The following is a 16,842-nucleotide window of genomic DNA, read 5'->3' as shown; positions in this document are numbered from 1 at the left end:
GAGCAAGACGGAAGGAAGCATCATGCGCTATTTCATCACCCTATTGGCCGCCGTGTCCGGATTGGCCGCCTCAGCGGCACATGCCGCGCCACCGATCGAGGCGACTCTCTACAAGAACCCACAATGCGGTTGCTGCGACGCTTATGCTGAGCACTTGGAAGAGAACGGTTTCGACGTGAAAATGGAGAACACAGAAGACCTGTCGGTCATCAAGAAAATGGCGGGCGTTCCGGAGGAACTGGGGGGTTGCCATACGATGCGCGTCGGTAACTATGTGGTTGAAGGCCTGGTGCCGCTCGACACGCTCAACCGTCTTCTGACGGAGCGGCCGGACATCAGGGGCATCGCTTTGCCGGGAATGCCCTCTGGCGCGCCGGGTATGCCTGGGCCGAAGCCAGAGCCGTTCAAGATTTACGAGATTTCGGACGCAAAGCCGCCGGTGGTCTACGCCACCGAATAGCCGACTCCATCGAACGCAACAGGAGCTGGTGTTGGAACAGGTCAGCCAACGAAAGCGGTTCACTCAACTGCTCCGCCGCGCCGCACCCGGCGCGGCGGAACATAGAAAGCGGTGGACCGCAGCGACTCTCGCTCTCCTCGTCCTCGGTATGGTGGGGCTTAGCTTCGCCGCAGTGCCGCTTTATCGCTTGTTCTGCGCTGTAACGGGTTACGGTGGCACGACCCAAGTCGCCGAAGCGGCGGCAGCGTTGTCCGAAGAACGGATCACCGTTCGGTTCGATGCTAACGTCGCTGGCGGCATGCCATGGGTCTTTGATGCCCCGAAACCTGTCGAACTCGCACTGGGCGAGACGGGTCTCGTGGCTTACAAGGGTCGGAATCCGGCGAACCGGCCGGTCCTTGGCACGGCGACCTACAACGTTGTGCCGCTTCAGGCCGGTCAGTACTTCAATAAGATCCAGTGCTTCTGCTTCACCGAACAGCTGCTGAAGCCGGGCGAAGAAAAGGAGTTCCCGGTCACCTTTTTCGTCGATCCGGCGATCCTGGAGGATCCGGACATTGCAGGCATCAAGTCCATCACGCTCTCCTACACCTTCTTCGACAGGGGGCCAGAGGCGCTCAAGCAGTATATGGCCTCGCAGGAAACCAAGGCCGCGGAAGCCAAGAGCGACATCAATGTCCAGTGACGGTTCCCTCATTGAGCATCCGACGGAGCCGCATATCACGCCGTGGCTTTCCACCCTGCGGCGTTACCTGCTTGTCGTTGTCAGCGGGATGCTCATCTGGGAGACTCTTCACCTTCCGCTCTACACTATCTGGCGCGAGGGAACGACCGGCGAACTGGTCTTTGCCGTCGTCCATTGCACCGGAGGCGATGTGCTGATCGCCCTCTCATCGCTGGTGCTGTCTCTCATGCTGCTCGGCACCCGGAACTGGCCCAGCCGCCGTTACGTACCGGTTGCAGCGCTCACGATCATCTTTGGGATTTCCTATACGATCTTCAGCGAATGGCTGAACATCGTTGTGCGGGAGAGCTGGGCCTATTCCGATTTCATGCCCATCATTCCTGTGATCGACACAGGCCTCTCGCCCGTCGCGCAATGGGTCGTCGTGCCGCTCATTGCCTTTTGGTGGGCTCGCCAGTTGAGGTCCGAACATCCGGCAACGATTGCACAAGCAAAGATCGTTCCCCTCCGGAGGAGCAGTCATGTCAAAAGCTAATACGGGCCTCGCCGCCTCGATTATCCTTTCCACCTTGGCCGCAGTTCTGTCCGGCTTGGCCCTGCTCTTCGCGACCGGCTTTCTCGACGCGGAAAGTTCGGGAGTCTCGACTGACTTCGAAGCGCAGACGCGCGAGTATCTGCTCGCGAACCCGGAGGTTGTGGTCGAAGCGCTACAGCAACTGGAGGAACGCCGTCAGGCGACGGAGGCAAACGAGATGGAAACGCTCCTTGCCGAACGCGGCCAGGAGATATTTAATGATCCGGCCTCTCCCGTCGCCGGCAACCCGGACGGCGACGTTACGCTTGTGGAATTCTTCGATTACAATTGTCCATACTGCCGCAAAGCTGCGCCCACGATCGAACAGGCGCTGGCGGCCGATTCAGGCCTGAAATTCGTCTACAAAGAATGGCCGATACTGGGCCCCGGTTCTGAATTTGCAGCTCGAGCGGCGCTCGCCGCGCGGAAGCAAGACAAGTACCAGGCTTTTCATGATGCCATGATGGCCTATTCCGGATCGGTCGACGAGACCTCCACCATGACAATCGCCGCAGATGTCGGTCTGGATGTTGAACGGCTCGAACAGGACATGGAGGATCCGGCCATCATGGCGGCCATTGAGAACAACCGCGCTCTCGCCAACGAGCTTCGTATCACGGGCACGCCGACTTTCGTTGTCGGCCATGAAATCATTCGCGGCCTCGTCGACTTAACCACGCTGCAACGCTCCATTGCTGAGGCAAGAGACCAACCCGAGGGGTAAGTGGTGTTCGAGATCTCTAATATCGGCATCATGACGGCGCTCGCGGCGGGGGCGATCTCGTTTCTCTCGCCGTGCGTTCTGCCGCTCGTTCCCGGCTACATTTCCTACGTGGCAGGAAATGCCGCGGTTGCCGGTGGACCGTCACGACCGGTGGGCAGTCGGCTTTCGGCCGTTCTGCTCAGCACCTGGTTCGTTCTCGGCTTCTCCACTGTTTTCATAGCGCTTGGCGCCAGCGCGACGGCCTTGAGCCGCCTTCTGCTCGCGTATCGCTATGAAACGAATATCGTTGGCGGGGCCATTATCATCGTGTTCGGCGTGTTCATGACCGGGCTTGTGCGGTTGCCCTGGCTTCAGCGCGAATTCCGCTTCCACGGTAATCTGGCCGGAGGCCGTCCGGTGGGGGCCTATGTTCTGGGCCTCGCGTTCGGCTTCGGCTGGACGCCCTGCATCGGACCGGTTCTTGGCGCGATCCTGACCGTCAGCGCCTTTTCCTCGTCCGCCTCCAACGGCATCGCGCTGCTCAGTATCTATTCGCTCGGGCTCGGCGTGCCCTTCCTCCTGTCCGCCCTCTTCACCGAGGGGCTGGCGAAGCGGCTCAAGGGAATGCGGCGGACCGGACGCATTCTCCAGATCGGCGCCGGCGCGATCATGGTCGTGATGGGGGTCGCGATGATCAACGGCACCATGTCCACCTTCTCGTTCTGGCTGCTCGAGCAGTTCCCCATTCTCACGAAGATCGGCTGAGGAGGACTCCAGATGTATCGAGGATCCCAATTGAAGATCAAGCTGCTGGGAGTAGCTGTCGCTATTGCCCTTGCGCTCGGAGGCGGCCTGCTCTTTCAGGACCGCGCGGTTGGTGAAGAAGCCGGCGACGAAGCGCCCATGAGTCGTTTCGAATATCTGAGCGAAAACGGCAACAGCAATTGTTCCCGCGAATTCATGGACTCGATCGCGCATATGCCCGCGACCGCGCTGATCCAGGGCTCGTGCTGCAGCCCGATGGACGCTCACCGCTATGTCGAGCAGGTGAACGGGCTGAGAAAATACAAGGACATCTCCGCGATCCCGAGCGATCCGTACGACATTCCCGCGGGGCTCGCGCAGAAACTGATGCCCTATTATGCGGTGGAACTGAACGAGGCGGAGCAGGCTGCGTATGATTATGCGATGGCGAATTCCGACGAGCGGGGCCCCTGCTGCTGCCAGTGCTGGCGTTGGCAGGTTTATGGCGGGCTGGCGAAAAAGCTGATCCGCGAAGAGGGCTTCACCGGCGAGCAGATAGCGGAACTCTGGGACCTTTCGGACGGCTGCGGCGGCGGCGAAGACCACAGCCATACCTGAACTATGCTTCTCCTGATTGCAGCAGAGGCAAAACTGGAGGCTGAGAGCAAGGAAGCGAGCAATGGATGCCGGCTACGGCAACTGGACCACCCTCTGGCCCTATGCGGTGCTCCTGAGCGCTCTGGGGGTATGGGCTGTCTATCATTTCCTCGCGCCTTCAAGCTGGCGCGACTGGGCCGGCGCGGGACTCGTGCAGGCCTTCATCATCGCTCTTTACGCGGAGATGTACGGATTTCCGCTAACGATCTATTTGCTTACCAGCGTCTTGCCGCTCGAAATCCCACTTGTTCACCCCAGCGGACATCTGTGGGCCACCCTGTTAGGTTATGGCCGTCTCGGCGCGGCGGTCGAGATGGTTCTGGGCTTTATCTTCGTCGTTACCGGGCTGCTCCTCATCATCAAGGGCTGGATCAAGGTTTACTTTTCCCGTGAGAAGCTCGTGACGGACGGCGTCTACGGCCTTGTTCGACATCCTCAATATCTCGGCATTTTCCTGATCGTGTTCGGCCAGCTGGTGCACTGGCCGACGATCCCCACCTTGGCGCTCGCGCCGGTCATTGTGTGGCTATACGTGCGTCTGGCTAAACGCGAGGAGGTCGCTCTGATCCGAGGGTTTGAAGATCGGTACCTGCGGTATCGAGACAAGGTGCCGAAGTTTGTTCCCAACTGGCAGCGCCTGCGCGGGGCATTGATATGAAGGCCGGGCTACGGCGCTTCGGACGCACTGCCGATTTTATCGAGGATCGCGGCTGAAAAAGGAGTCGCAAGATGAGCAGCAATAACGAGCAGTTTGATGACAGCACGCCGGCACTCGGCAGCAGACGCGATTTCCTCTACATTGCCACTGGCGCGGCCGCGGCTGTTGGAGCTGCCGGATCCGTCTGGCCGTTCATCGACAGTATGCAACCGTCAGCGGATGTCGGCGCTCTCGCCGCAACCGAGATCGACATTTCACCCATCGAGCTTGGTCAGCGTGTGACCGTAAAGTGGCGCGGCCGGCCGGTTTTCATCGTCCATCGCACTGAGAGCATGATCGAGCAGGCTCGGGCGGGCGACGGCGATCCGGGTCTCATTGATCCGCAACCCGACAGCGCGCGAGTCGAGCAGCCTGAATGGCTGGTCATGGTTGGAGTGTGTACGCATCTCGGCTGTATCCCCCTCGGTCAAGAGGAGGACGATGCCCGGGGCCCCTATAACGGGTGGTTCTGTCCTTGCCACGGGTCCATCTACGATGCTTCCGGACGGGTACGGAAAGGGCCTGCGCCGCGCAATCTGGATGTCCCGCCCTATGCATTCCTGAGCGATGCGAGAATCCGCATTGGATGACGTTGTTCGGTCCGTAAGGACCCCTGACGATAGCCCATTCCGGCGGCGCCGGTGGGGGTCGCCGCTGCAGCGCATCAAGCCCAGTAAAAGGGGGAACCGAGTTTTTCTTTGATGGTTTCCCCTTATGCCGGCCAGTAGCCGGCGGAAACGATCATCCCGTAGCGAAAGGACCGATCATGCAAGTACAGGAAATCATGACCAGCAATCCTGCCTGCTGTACGGCTGATGCCAGCCTGAAGGAAGCTGCCCGGTTGATGGCCGACCATGATTGCGGCGAGATTCCCGTTGTTGACGACAGCGGCCGGCCGGTTGGCGTTGTCACGGATCGAGACATCGCCTGTCGGGGCATGGCTCAAGGCAAGGCCGCCGACGCTCCCGTATCCGAGGTGATGTCGAGCCCGGCCGTGACCGTCACGCCGGAGACGAGCCTCGACGACTGCTGCAATACCCTCGAGGACAACCAGATCAGACGGGTACCGGTCGTGGACGAGAGCGGCTCGTGCTGTGGGATGGTGTCGCAGGCGGATATCGCCCGCAATGCTTCCGAGCACGATACGGCGCAGGTCGGTCGCGACGTTTCAAGACCCACTGAAGAATCGTCGCGCGCAGGATGCTGCTGAATGTGAACCGAATCGCGCTGCGGCTCCCGAGCAGGGGACTCAGGCGGAAGCGAGTCGGCTCCGCCTGCGGCCGCGCAGGCGCTTGAACAGCCGATAGGCCAGAAGCGTGGTGACGATCGCAAAATAGACCAGCGGCTCCATGGGCCAGGATTTTACCACCAGCAGGTAATGGACCGCAGCAGCGGCCGCAGCGAGATAGACCCAGCGGTGGAGGCGATTCCATGCCGGTCCCCCTAAATACCTGATCATCATGTTGCTCGATGTCAGCGCCAGGGGCACCAGAATGACAAAGCTGAGCATTCCGACAGTGATGTATGGCCGTTTGAGAATGTCCGCCCATATCGCCGCGAAATCGAGCCCCTGGTCCAGTACGACATAGGTGAGAAGGTGCATGAGAGCATAGTAGAAGCAGAGCAGACCGACGGTGCGCCGGTAGCGTAAGAGATTGAGCCCGAAGAGATCACGCACAGGGGTGATGGCGAGCGTGACGATCAGGAAACGTAGCGCCCAGAGACCGAGAGTCTGCTCGAGCGTTTTCATCGGATCAGCGCCAAGCTGATCGATCACTCCAAGATAGAAGGTCCAGGCTGCCGGAGCAAAACCGATCCCGTAGATGGCAACGCGCGCGATCCGGACACGCGCGGTAGCGGAGATGCCTTTCATCATGCTCAGTCTTGCGTCACTTCCAGTCAGTAGAACACGCGCAGGTCCATGCCGGCGTAGAGGTCCGCTACCTGCTCGGCATAGCCGTTGAACGGCAGCGTCGGGTTTCGCTTCGCAAACAGGCCTCCTTGGCCTATCGGCCGCTCGGTGGCCTGGCTCCAGCGCGGATGATCGACTTCAGGATTGACGTTCGAGTAGAAGCCGTACTCGTCCGGGTTCTGACGATTCCACGAGGTCTCCGGCTGCTTTTCGACCAAGCTGATCCGCACGATCGACTTGATGCTCTTGAAGCCGTACTTCCAGGGGACGACCAGTCGGATCGGGGCGCCGTTTTGATTTGGGAGCGTCTCTCCGTAAAGTCCCACGGCGAGGATGGTCAGGGGGTGCATGGCTTCGTCCAGCCGCAAGCCCTCGACATACGGCCACTGGAGCGCTTGGAGGAAGCCGCGCTGGCCCGCCATTTCGTCGGGCCTGAGCACGGTCTCGAAGGCCACGAATTTAGCGTTTCCGAGCGGCTCAACGCGACTGAGGACCGCGGACAACGGGAAGCCCACCCAAGGGATGACCATCGACCAGCCTTCGACGCAGCGCAGCCGGTAAATCCGCTCCTCCAGCGTTACCGAGTTCAAAACATCTTCCAGGTGAAATTCGGTTGGGCGCGCCACAAGACCATCAACCGAAATCGTCCAGGGCTTCGTCGTGAGGGTGTGGGCGTTCGCAGCCGGATCGCCTTTATCAACCCCGAATTCGTAATAGTTGTTGTAGCTGGTGATGTCCTCAAAGGGGGTCGGCTCATCCGCGGTAGAAAGCGGACTTGGGATCGCTTCAAATGCTGCCGCCTCTGCGCTCCAGCTTGGCAAGCCTGCCGCCAATCCCATGGCAGCGGCTCCCATGAGCAGTTCTCGACGAGAGACGTAACAGTCGTATGGCGTGATTTCCGAGGGACGGATGAAGGGTGGGCGACTGATCAGCATCGGATTGTTCTCGACAACTACTTCAGGGTTTTGCACGCAGAGAAAGCCGCGTCCACTTTAGCTAGAATTGCAGTGATGAAAGGTCATTTCTAAACACATTGTCGTGCTCGCCAACCACGGGTTTCCGGACGTGAGATCTGTCTAGAGTTGTCACGGTCGAGCATTCCAAGCTCGTCCTTTCCGTTTGCCTAGGCGGCAATGAAGCGAAGTCTGGAACCATCATCTGGGAAATAGGTTCTGACCAGGATCCCTTCGCATACAGGGAACAACCTCGTGCGAGCCGGCACCAATGGTGCAGCGCTGTTTCTGAGAGGGTGTCGCAGCATTGTTGGGCGGCAGTGGATTTTGAACCAAAACGGTATTGATCATGATGATGGATTGTATGGGCATGCAGGGGATGGGTTGGATGATGGCTGGAATGGGCTTGGTCTGGCTTCTAATCCTGATTGTGCTTGTGCTGGCTATCGCCGCACTCATCAAATTCCTCAGGCGCTGAGGCCGAGGTCCTACTGAATTCGGAGCAGGGGATGGACGTGTCCAAAGATATTGTCGTCGTTACAGGAAGCAGCGGCTTCATTGGGTCGGCCGTCATAAAAAAGCTGGCCACGCGCTTCACGCTGGTCGGCCTCGATCGCGAGACGCCACCACATCCGCCTGCGGAAGCCGAGTGCATCTGCATCGATCTGACATCGGACGAGAGTGTCAAAGCCGCGCTCCATCGGCTGCGCAACGGACACGGCGACCGGATCGCATCGGTGGTTCATCTCGCAGCCTATTTCGACCTGAGCGGCGAACCGAATCCGAAATACGAGCAGGTAACGGTGAGCGGCACCGAAAGGCTGCTGCGCGGGCTTCAAGACTTCGAGGTGGAGCAGTTCGTGTTCGCGAGCACGATGCTCGTTCACGCGCCTGGCCGGAAGGGAGTGCCGATCGACGAGGACTGGCCACTTGATCCGAAGCTTCCCTACCGCGCCTCGAAGGTCCGCACTGAAGAACTAATCCGGGAGCAGCGGGGTTCGATTCCTGCGGTGATGCTGCGGCCGGCCGGCGTCTATGACGATATGTGCCACTCGGCATTCCTGTCCCGGCAGATCGCCCGTATCTATGAGCGCCAGCTCGTCAGTCACGTCTATCCGGGCGATCTTGATGCGGGGCAGCCGTTTCTGCATCTCGACGATCTCACGGATGCGCTGCTGCTTGTGGTCGAGCGCCGGAAGGAATTGCCGCCGGAGGTGCCCATCCTGCTCGGAGAGACGGAGACGCCGAGCTTTGATGAACTGCAGCGCGAAATCGGCCGTCTCGCCCATGGCGAGGAATGGGAGACGCGGCAAATTCCGAAGGCTTTGGCCAAGACCGGCGCTTGGGTGCAGGGCGAGATTCTCGACGAGGATCCCTTCATCAAGCCCTACATGGTCGACATTTCGGACGATCACTACGAGATCGATATTTCGCGCGCGAGGAAGCTGCTCGGCTGGGAACCGAAGCATTCGCTCCTCGAGACGCTGCCGAAGATGATCGCCGCGCTCAAGGCCGATCCTGTCGGCTGGTACAAGGCCAACAAGCTGAACTCCGCGCAGGTAGCAGCGGAAACGGTCGCGATCGCAGAGGAAGAGCAGAAGGAAGACGCCAAACAACATCGCGGCATGATGCAGAAGCACATGCAGGATATGCGGGGAATGCATTTCGACATGCTCTGGGTGCATTTCCTAAACATGCTGCTCGGGCTGTGGCTGGCGACCAGTCCGTTCGTGTTCGGCACGTTCGGCGAGGACACGTTCAGCGCCGCCGTGATGCGCGTGACGGAGGAAAGGGGCCTCTGGGAGCCGTCGCTGCGCAATAACCTGACCGCCTGGAGCGACGTGATCAGCGGTCTTCTGATCATGGGCTTTTCCGCACTTTCGCTGTCGCCCCGGTTCAACTGGGCGCAATGGGCCAACACCGCGGTCGGGGTATGGCTGCTCTTTGCGCCGCTGGTCTTCTGGACTCCGAGCGCGGCCGTCTATGCCAACGACACCTTCGTCGGCGCGCTGGTGATCGCCTTTGCGATCCTCGTGCCGATGATGCCGGGCATGAGCATGGAAGGCATGATGGATTCTTCAGACATGCCGCCCGGATGGACCTATTCGCCGTCCACCTACCTGCAGCGGATTCCGATCATTGCACTCGGCGCCATCGGCTTCGTCATTTCGCGCGTGCTGGCGGCATACCAGTTGGGGCATATCGACGGGGTGTGGGAACCGTTCTTCGCAGGCGACGCCGTCCGGAACGGCACCGAATTCATCATTACCTCCGACGTGTCCAAGGCTTGGCCCGTCGCTGACGGCGGCCTGGGCGCCACCACCTATGTATTTGAGGTGCTCATGGGCGTCATGGGCGGCCGGGCCCGCTGGCGTACCATGCCATGGATGGTGCTTCTCTTCGGCATCGTCGTGGTGCCGCTTGGCGTGGTCTCGATCTACTTCATCATCATCCAGCCGATCATGATTGGCACCTACTGCACGCTGTGCCTGCTGGCGGCGCTCGCCATGCTGATAATGATTCCTTTCTCGCTCGACGAGCTCGTCGCTATGGGCCAGTTCCTCGTCCAGAACACCCGTCGGGGGCAGCCTTTCTGGCGCTCCTTCTTCATGGGCGACGCGCTGCCCGGGAGCGGCAAGGACGAGAAGCGGCCCGGCTTCGATCTTCTACCGCGCAGATTGGTTTCGGACGCGGCTCGCGGCGTCACCGTACCCTGGACCCTCGTCGTCAGCGCGGTTCTCGGCGTCTGGCTCATGTTCAGCCGCCTCGTCTTCGGCTCGGAACCTCCGATGGCCGACAGCGATCATCTCATTGGGGCGTTGATCGTGACAACCGCGGTGATCGCGATGGCCGAGGTCGCGCGGCCGCTTCGCTTCATTAACGTCGCCTTCGGTCTGTGGCTGATCGCCGCGCCATGGCTTCTCGCCGGGGCGAATGGAATCGCGGCTGCGAACAGCGTGGTTGTCGGTCTCCTCGTGATCGGCCTCAGTCTGCCGCGCGGTACCCGCAGCGAGGAACATTACGGCGGCTGGGATCGGTACATCGTTTAAAGCCGTCGGCTCGTCCGTTGCGGGATGATCTCGACTGACGAGGGTGGCCGGCTAGGCGCTAGTTCATAGGCTAGAAGGATCGCGGCGGCACCAACAGGCAAATCGCGCGATTCCGTTGACCGGGGCCGAGCACAGGTGAAACGCTCCATCGGGAGAGTTTTTCAAGCGGGGTGCCCTGGTAACGACGATTTCGCCAGTCCCCTCTATGACATAGCCATCCGGTCCTTCACTGATTTTTCCATGCACCGGCTGACAGTCACGGTCGCTGCAGCATTGACATGGGTAAGCCCACCCGGAAGGCGCAACGTGAGCGTCAGCTGGAAGCCGCGCCGGCGTACATACCGATATTGCTGCTGCGTTGCTGATGGGTCGACGGAGAATGGTCTTCGGAGCGTCGCTTCCCAGGAGCCGCCGACAACGGTGAGAAATTGTCGTCAGGACCAGCCCTGAATCAGACTCATTCATGGCCTATTCCCCGAAAATTGCTTAACTGGGATCCAAACCGGCAAATGGCTGCATGCATTCGGCAGCCGGAGGAAACGCAAATTCAATTTTTCGTTGCTCAGTATACAACCGGTGCCGAAACAGCCGGTCCGCCTCGGCGTTGGAACGTCGCAGGAGCCAATCCTACTTGCGCCGACCACGCTTCATCAGGCAAGCAGCGTAATGCGCCTCAGGTCGTCGGTCGTCAGTCTCGTGAAGGGTCAAGAGGTTTGTTTTTCCTGCCTTGGCAATTCACGTGTGTTGGAAAACAGGTGAACGGGCCTGATCTTTCGCTGCGCAGCGACATGTGAGATCATGTTTTCATGAAGCGGTTTCCATTTCGCGGGTTTGTTTTGATGCTGACGGTGCTGAGCCTTGTGCTTGGCACGTTCGCCGCTCCCATGAGCGCCGCACCTATGGCAACTGAAATCACAATGTCGGCGGCCGACGAGGTGCCGTGTCCGGCTGAAAGGAAGGCCGTCGATTTCGACTGCGAAAGAGCCTGCCCTCTGATGAAGGTCTGCATAGGAAGCTGCTTTCTGGGCAACACGGCTCGTTCGTCGGCAACTTTGACGGCCCAAGCGAAGTCCGATCTCCTCTTCCCCGCGCGTTACGACAGCGCAGACCACCTAACTTCCGCACCACCGTCTCCTCCTCCTAAACCCTAAGACGTCCGCCAGCGCGAAGATCGCTGGACTGTCTGCGCGCAATCGAACTGCGCAGACAACGACGCGCGGCATCAGCTGCGGTCGACGTCATGGGCTGCGCGCCCATCCACCTAGGGTTCCTGGAGAAAAAAATGATTCCGACCATCAAACGCGCTGCTGGAGCAGCGCTTGTCGTAGCTCTGCTTATGGCGGCGGGCACTGCCCATGCCGACATCAAGGATTACGAGTTTCAGCTCGTGCAAACCGACGTCAAAAAAGGCGACGGCGCAACTGTCGCTGTTCGCCTGATCGACAAAAGGTCCGGGAAGCCGGTGCCTGATGCCGTGATTTTCGCAACCCGGATGGATATGGCTCCGGATGGAATGGCGGCTATGACGACCCCCATCGAGGCCATTCCATCGGCTGAGCCGGGCATTTACAACTTCAAGACAAACCTGGTGATGGAGGGCGGCTGGAGATTATCGCTCGCCGCGAAAGTCCAAGGTGAGGAAGGCACGCTCGAGAACGAGCTCGTTCTGAGGGCGGCGCCATGAAGCATTTCTTTCTTGGCGTGGTCCTTCTGGCCGGGTTCACCGGCGTCGGGGCCGGAGCTTATTGGGCCGGCCGGCAAGGCGTTGAGCTGCCCATGGTTGAAGCCTTTCTTTTGGAAGTGGCCCCCTACGCGTTTGCGAAGGGCAACCCAGCGGCGGAACCAGCCGGTCCGGCGCCCTCCGGTCCTATCATCTACTACCGCCATCCGGACGGTGAGCCGCGCTATTCAGCCGAACCAGTCAGGGCGGAGGATGGGCGAGAGTTCATCCCCGTTCGCGCCAGCGCTGACATCAGTTTCGACGATTCCGCCGCACTTGAGACTGTCGCTCCCCCCGCCGATGGAGAGCGGCGCATTCTCTACTATCGCAATCCCATGGGCCTGCCGGATACGTCGCCCGTTCCCAAGAAGGACTCGATGGGAATGGACTACATCCCCGTCTACAAAGGCGAGGAGGAGGCCGGCTCAACGGTCAAAGTTTCGCCCGGGAAGCTGCAGCGCACCGGCGTCAAGACCGGGCTCGCGACGCGGGCTGTCATTACACGCCCTGTTCGCGTTCCTGGCCAGATCGAGATCGACGAGCGCCGGGTAAATATCGTTTCCACCCGTACGGAGGCCTTCGTGGAGGAGGTTTCCGACGTGACCACGGGCGACAAGGTCGCCGAAGGAGAGCCGCTTGTCCGGCTCTACGCCAAAGAAATCGCCGCCGCCGGCGCGCAGTTTCTGACGGACCTGAAGAGCGGTGCGGGAGGCGATGCTATGAAGGGCAGCCGGCAACGCCTGATCAATCTTGGTGTCCCGGCCGAGGCGATCGCCGAGATCGAACAGACCCGAAAGGTTCCGATCACGGTGACCATGACCTCGCCCCGCAACGGGGTCGTGCTTGAGCGCGCCGCAGTCAACGGCATGATGGCGGCCCCTGGAGAAGCCTTGTTTCGGATCGCTGACATCTCTTCGGTGTGGGTTCTCGCCGACGTTCCGGAATACGAACTCGGCTCAGTTACGGCTGGGGCCAAGGCGACTGTCCGCGTCAGGAGTCTTCAGGGGACGACTTTCGAAGGTAAGGTCGATCTGATCTACCCGCAAATCGATCAGCAGACCCGTACGACCCGTGTTCGAATCGAACTGGCCAATCCCGATGGTCTTCTGCTCGCCAACATGTATGCCGAGGTGGAAATCGTCGCCGGCTCGAGCGAGGCGGTCGTCGCCGTTCCTGACAGCGCCGTGATCGACAGCGGCGATCGCCAGGTCGTGATCGTCGACATGGGCGAGGGCCGTTTCGAGCCTCGCGAAGTCGAAGTCGGCAAGCGGGGCGAGGGCGTCACCGAGATCATGGAAGGCGTCGCCGAGGGCGAACGCGTGGTCGTTTCAGCCAACTTCCTGATCGACGCCGAAAGCAACCTGAAGGCGGCGCTCAGCGCGCTCGCACCCGGGGAGACGCAGCCATGATTGCGAAGCTCATTGCCTGGTCGGCTCGCAATCTCGTCCTCGTCTTCTTCGCGACCGCGCTTGCCGCCGCTGCCGGGGCCTATGCGGTCAAGACCTTGCCGCTCGACGCCATACCTGATCTTTCGGATGTTCAGGTGATCGTCTTCACCGATTATCCCGGTCAGGCGCCGCAGGTGGTGGAAGACCAGGTCACCTATCCGCTCACGACTTCGATGCTGACCGTGCCGAAGTCGGAGGTCGTGCGCGGCTTTTCCTTCTTCGGTATTTCGTTTGTTTACGTCATTTTCGAAGATGGCACCGACCCTTACTGGGCGAGAAGCCGCGTGCTCGAGTATCTGAATGCCGCAGCAAGCCGACTGCCAGACGGCGTAACCCCGACCTTGGGACCGGATGCGACGGGCGTCGGCTGGGTCTACCAATATGCCGTCGTCGCCAAGGAGCTCTCGCTTGCCGAATTGAGGTCCCTGCAGGACTGGGTTGTCCGCTTCGCAGCCTCCAAGGCGGAAGGCGTGTCGGAGGTCGCAAGCGTCGGCGGGTTCGTCAAGCAGTATTCGATCGTGGTCGATCCCGCGCGGCTGCGCGCCCAAGGGATAACGCTGTCAGAGATTGGTGACGCGGTCCGCAGAAGCAACATGGATACGGGCGGCCGCACGGTCGAAATCTCGGAGTTCGAATTCATGGTCCGGGGGCGCGGTTATCTGAAGAGCGTCGCCGACATCGAGAGCATCGCGCTCAAGACCGTCGGCGGCGTACCGCTCAGGCTCGGCGACGTGGCCAAGATCGAGATCGTCCCGGACGAACGGCGCGGCATTACGGAACTGAACGGGGAAGGCGAGGTCGCGAGCGGCATCGTGCTTCAACGTGTCGGCTCGAATGCGTTGACGGTGATCGAGAATGCGAAAGCGGCTCTCTCGGATGTGGAGAGGAGCTTACCCGAAGGGACCGAAATTGTGCCGGTCTATGATCGATCAAAGCTAATCGAGGCTGCGATCCAAACCCTGAAGACCACTTTGATCGAGGAAAGCGTCGTAGTGGCGCTGGTCACCATCGTCTTCCTGCTTCATGTGCGAAGCGCTCTCGTCGCGATCATCATGCTGCCGGTCGGCATTCTGATGGCTTTTGCCGCGATGAAGCTCCTGGGCCTCGGTGCAAATATCATGAGTCTCGGCGGCATAGCGATCGCCATTGGCGCCATGATTGACGCCGCGATTGTCATGATCGAGAACGCGCACAAGCATCTGGAGCGCGCCCCGCCCGAGAAACCACGCACCGAGGTGCTGATCGAGGCGGCGGCGGAGGTCGGTCCGGCGCTGTTTTTCAGCTTGCTCATCATCACCGTCTCGTTCCTGCCAATCTTCACGCTGGAAAGTCAGGAAGGCCGGCTGTTCGGACCACTCGCCTTCACCAAGACATTTGCAATGGCCGCCGCGGCGCTGCTGTCGGTCACGCTTGTGCCGGCGCTGATGGTGATTTTCGTGCGGGGGCGGATCGTGCCCGAGCATCGCAACCCGATCAATCGGATGCTGATCGGCGTCTACCGGCCGATTATCGCGGGCGTTCTTCGGGCGAAGACGCTTACCATCGTGCTTGCGCTGGTGGCTCTGGCGGTCACCGTCTGGCCGGCTCGTCAGCTCGGCAGCGAGTTCATGCCGAATCTCGATGAAGGCACGCTGATGTACATGCCGACGACGCTGCCCGGGCTCTCGGTCACCAAAGCCGCCGAACTGATGCAGATGCAGGACCGGATTATCAAGTCCTTCCCGGAGGTGGAGTCCGTCTTCGGCAAGGCGGGCCGGGCGCAAACCGCGACCGATCCCGCTCCCATGGAAATGTTCGAGACGATCATCAATCTGAAGCCTAAATCGGAGTGGCGGCCTGGCGTCACTGTCGAAAGCCTGAAGAACGAGATGGATGCCGCACTGCAGTTTCCGGGTGTTTCCAACGCCTGGACGATGCCGATCCGAGCCCGCATCGACATGCTTTCGACAGGCATCCGAACACCGGTTGGCGTAAAGGTCTACGGGACAGATCTGGGGGAAATGGAGGTTGTCGCCCGCCAAATCGAAGCCGTGCTGCGGGCGGTGCCCGGCACGTCCAGCGCGTATGCGGAGCGCGTCATCGGCGGCTATTACCTCGATATCGTTCCCGAGCGCACGGCTCTCGGCCGCTACGGCCTTTCTATCGCCGATATCCAGGACGTGATTTCAATGGCGCTGGGGGCGGAGGTTGTCACCTCGACGGTGGAGGGCCGCGAACGTTACGGAGTGTCCATCCGCTACCCGCGAGCATTGCGCAGCGATCCGCAGGCCATCGCCCGGGAGGTGCAGATCGCGCTGCCCGGCGGTGGCTTCATCCCGCTCGGCGAAGTAGCCAAGGTGGAACTGACACGCGGCGCGACGTCGATTCGAACCGAGAACGGTCAACTGGCAGTCTACATCTTCGTCGACATCGCCGGCCGTGATCTGGGCGGCTACGTCGCCGAGGCCCAAGCAGCTGTCGCGAGCGAGGTGAAGCTGCCGCCGGGCTATTCGGTTGCCTGGAGCGGGCAGTTCGAATATCTCGAGCGTGCCCAGGCGCGGCTGAAAATCGTTGTACCGCTCACACTGGCTCTCATTTTCCTGCTGCTCTACCTGAACTTCCGTGCCCTGACAGAATCACTGATCGTGATGCTGTCGCTACCCTTCGCACTGGTCGGCGGCATCTGGATGATGTGGTGGCTAGGCTTCAACATGTCGGTTGCAGTCGCCGTCGGCTTCATCGCTTTGGCGGGCGTTGCCGCTGAAACCGGTGTCATCATGCTCATCTATCTCGAGCAGGCGCTCGCAGACGTGAAGGAAAGATGCAGGCTCGATGGACGCTCAATAAGCAAAGCCGACCTTCATGAGGCGATCATGCACGGGGCTGTGGAGCGCGTCCGGCCGAAGATGATGACGGTCGTCGCCATCATGGCGGGTTTGCTGCCGATACTGTGGAGCACAGGCGCCGGTTCGGAGATCATGCAGCGAATTGCTGTGCCGATGATCGGAGGCATGATTTCGTCGACGCTCCTGACGCTGGTTGTGATTCCGGCGGTCTATGGAATCGTGAAGGGCTGGGGGTTGCCAACGCAGACAGTAGCCGAGACGCCGATTGGAAACTTCCAAGCCCTGAAAATCGCTGCGGAATAGGGCCTGGAGCTCCTAGCCATCGCTATCTCCTCAGTTGGAAGGCAGAAATGATCCTCGGCGGTACGAACGGAATACTGTATGGGGCACGATCATGGTCGGACTATTCGTGAC

General features: G+C 60.5%; 15 protein-coding genes. 13 read left to right on the top strand and 2 right to left on the bottom strand.

The window, feature by feature from the left end:
• The first annotated feature begins 22 nt into the window (after positions 1–22).
• The 9 genes from ACLKMW_RS12045 to ACLKMW_RS12005 all read left to right on the top strand — a co-directional run bounded on the left by ACLKMW_RS12045 (position 23) and on the right by ACLKMW_RS12005 (position 5,730).
• Complete coding sequence (locus tag ACLKMW_RS12045) at positions 23–460, top strand: DUF411 domain-containing protein (RefSeq protein ID WP_415724709.1); 438 nt, start codon at positions 23–25, stop codon at positions 458–460.
• Between the two features lie 31 nt (positions 461–491).
• Complete coding sequence (locus ACLKMW_RS12040) at positions 492–1,145, top strand: cytochrome c oxidase assembly protein (protein ID WP_415724708.1); 654 nt, start codon at positions 492–494, stop codon at positions 1,143–1,145.
• The gene (locus tag ACLKMW_RS12035) at positions 1,135–1,680 is read left to right on the top strand and encodes a hypothetical protein (protein ID WP_415724707.1); all 546 of its coding nucleotides are present in this window, start codon (positions 1,135–1,137) and stop codon (positions 1,678–1,680) included. Before ACLKMW_RS12040 ends, ACLKMW_RS12035 begins: the two co-directional genes overlap by 11 nt.
• A 55-nt stretch (positions 1,681–1,735) precedes the next feature.
• Positions 1,736–2,443 carry a DsbA family protein gene (locus ACLKMW_RS12030; protein ID WP_415724706.1) on the top strand — a complete coding sequence of 236 codons (708 nt, stop codon included), beginning with the start codon at positions 1,736–1,738 and terminating at the stop codon, positions 2,441–2,443.
• Entirely contained in the window at positions 2,444–3,187 is a 744-nt protein-coding gene (locus ACLKMW_RS12025; protein ID WP_415724705.1) for a cytochrome c biogenesis CcdA family protein, read from the top strand.
• A 12-nt stretch (positions 3,188–3,199) separates the two neighbouring features.
• Complete coding sequence (locus ACLKMW_RS12020) at positions 3,200–3,784, top strand: hypothetical protein (RefSeq protein WP_415724704.1); 585 nt, start codon at positions 3,200–3,202, stop codon at positions 3,782–3,784.
• A gap of 61 nt (positions 3,785–3,845) precedes the next feature.
• Positions 3,846–4,481 (top strand): methyltransferase family protein, encoded by a 636-nt coding sequence (locus ACLKMW_RS12015; RefSeq protein ID WP_415724703.1) that lies wholly within the window; start codon positions 3,846–3,848, stop codon positions 4,479–4,481.
• A 71-nt stretch (positions 4,482–4,552) separates the two neighbouring features.
• Positions 4,553–5,110 carry a ubiquinol-cytochrome c reductase iron-sulfur subunit gene (gene petA / locus ACLKMW_RS12010; protein WP_415724702.1) on the top strand — a complete coding sequence of 186 codons (558 nt, stop codon included), beginning with the start codon at positions 4,553–4,555 and terminating at the stop codon, positions 5,108–5,110.
• A 194-nt stretch (positions 5,111–5,304) separates the two neighbouring features.
• On the top strand, positions 5,305–5,730 hold the full coding sequence (locus ACLKMW_RS12005) for a CBS domain-containing protein (protein ID WP_415724701.1): 426 nt from the start codon (positions 5,305–5,307) through the stop codon (positions 5,728–5,730).
• Positions 5,731–5,769: 39 nt separating this feature from the next.
• On the opposite strand, the gene msrQ is transcribed toward ACLKMW_RS12005, so the two are convergent.
• Together msrQ and msrP are read right to left on the bottom strand one after the other, a co-directional pair.
• Entirely contained in the window at positions 5,770–6,396 is a 627-nt protein-coding gene (msrQ, locus tag ACLKMW_RS12000) for a protein-methionine-sulfoxide reductase heme-binding subunit MsrQ (RefSeq protein ID WP_415724700.1), read from the bottom strand.
• A 23-nt stretch (positions 6,397–6,419) separates the two neighbouring features.
• Positions 6,420–7,367: a protein-methionine-sulfoxide reductase catalytic subunit MsrP gene (gene msrP, locus ACLKMW_RS11995; protein ID WP_415724699.1), complete on the bottom strand. Its 948-nt coding sequence runs from the start codon at positions 7,365–7,367 to the stop codon at positions 6,420–6,422.
• Between the two features lie 527 nt (positions 7,368–7,894).
• Here msrP and ACLKMW_RS11990 point away from each other — a divergent pair.
• From ACLKMW_RS11990 to ACLKMW_RS11975, 4 genes are all read left to right on the top strand, one after another.
• Positions 7,895–10,435 carry an SPW repeat domain-containing protein gene (locus tag ACLKMW_RS11990; RefSeq protein ID WP_415724698.1) on the top strand — a complete coding sequence of 847 codons (2,541 nt, stop codon included), beginning with the start codon at positions 7,895–7,897 and terminating at the stop codon, positions 10,433–10,435.
• A gap of 1,240 nt (positions 10,436–11,675) precedes the next feature.
• On the top strand, positions 11,676–12,119 hold the full coding sequence (locus tag ACLKMW_RS11985) for a FixH family protein (protein WP_415724697.1): 444 nt from the start codon (positions 11,676–11,678) through the stop codon (positions 12,117–12,119).
• On the top strand, positions 12,116–13,564 hold the full coding sequence (locus ACLKMW_RS11980; RefSeq protein WP_415724696.1) for an efflux RND transporter periplasmic adaptor subunit: 1,449 nt from the start codon (positions 12,116–12,118) through the stop codon (positions 13,562–13,564). The genes ACLKMW_RS11985 and ACLKMW_RS11980 overlap by 4 nt, the downstream gene beginning before the upstream one ends.
• A complete protein-coding gene (locus ACLKMW_RS11975) occupies positions 13,561–16,731 on the top strand; it encodes an efflux RND transporter permease subunit (RefSeq protein WP_415724695.1) in 3,171 nt (1,056 codons plus the stop codon). The genes ACLKMW_RS11980 and ACLKMW_RS11975 overlap by 4 nt, the downstream gene beginning before the upstream one ends.
• Positions 16,732–16,842: the final 111 nt, after the last annotated feature.

The sequence above is a fragment of the Borborobacter xinjiangensis genome (assembly GCF_047739745.1).
GTDB lineage: Bacteria > Pseudomonadota > Alphaproteobacteria > Rhizobiales > Rhizobiaceae > Pseudaminobacter.
This window is presented reverse-complemented; position numbering and strand designations above follow the sequence as displayed.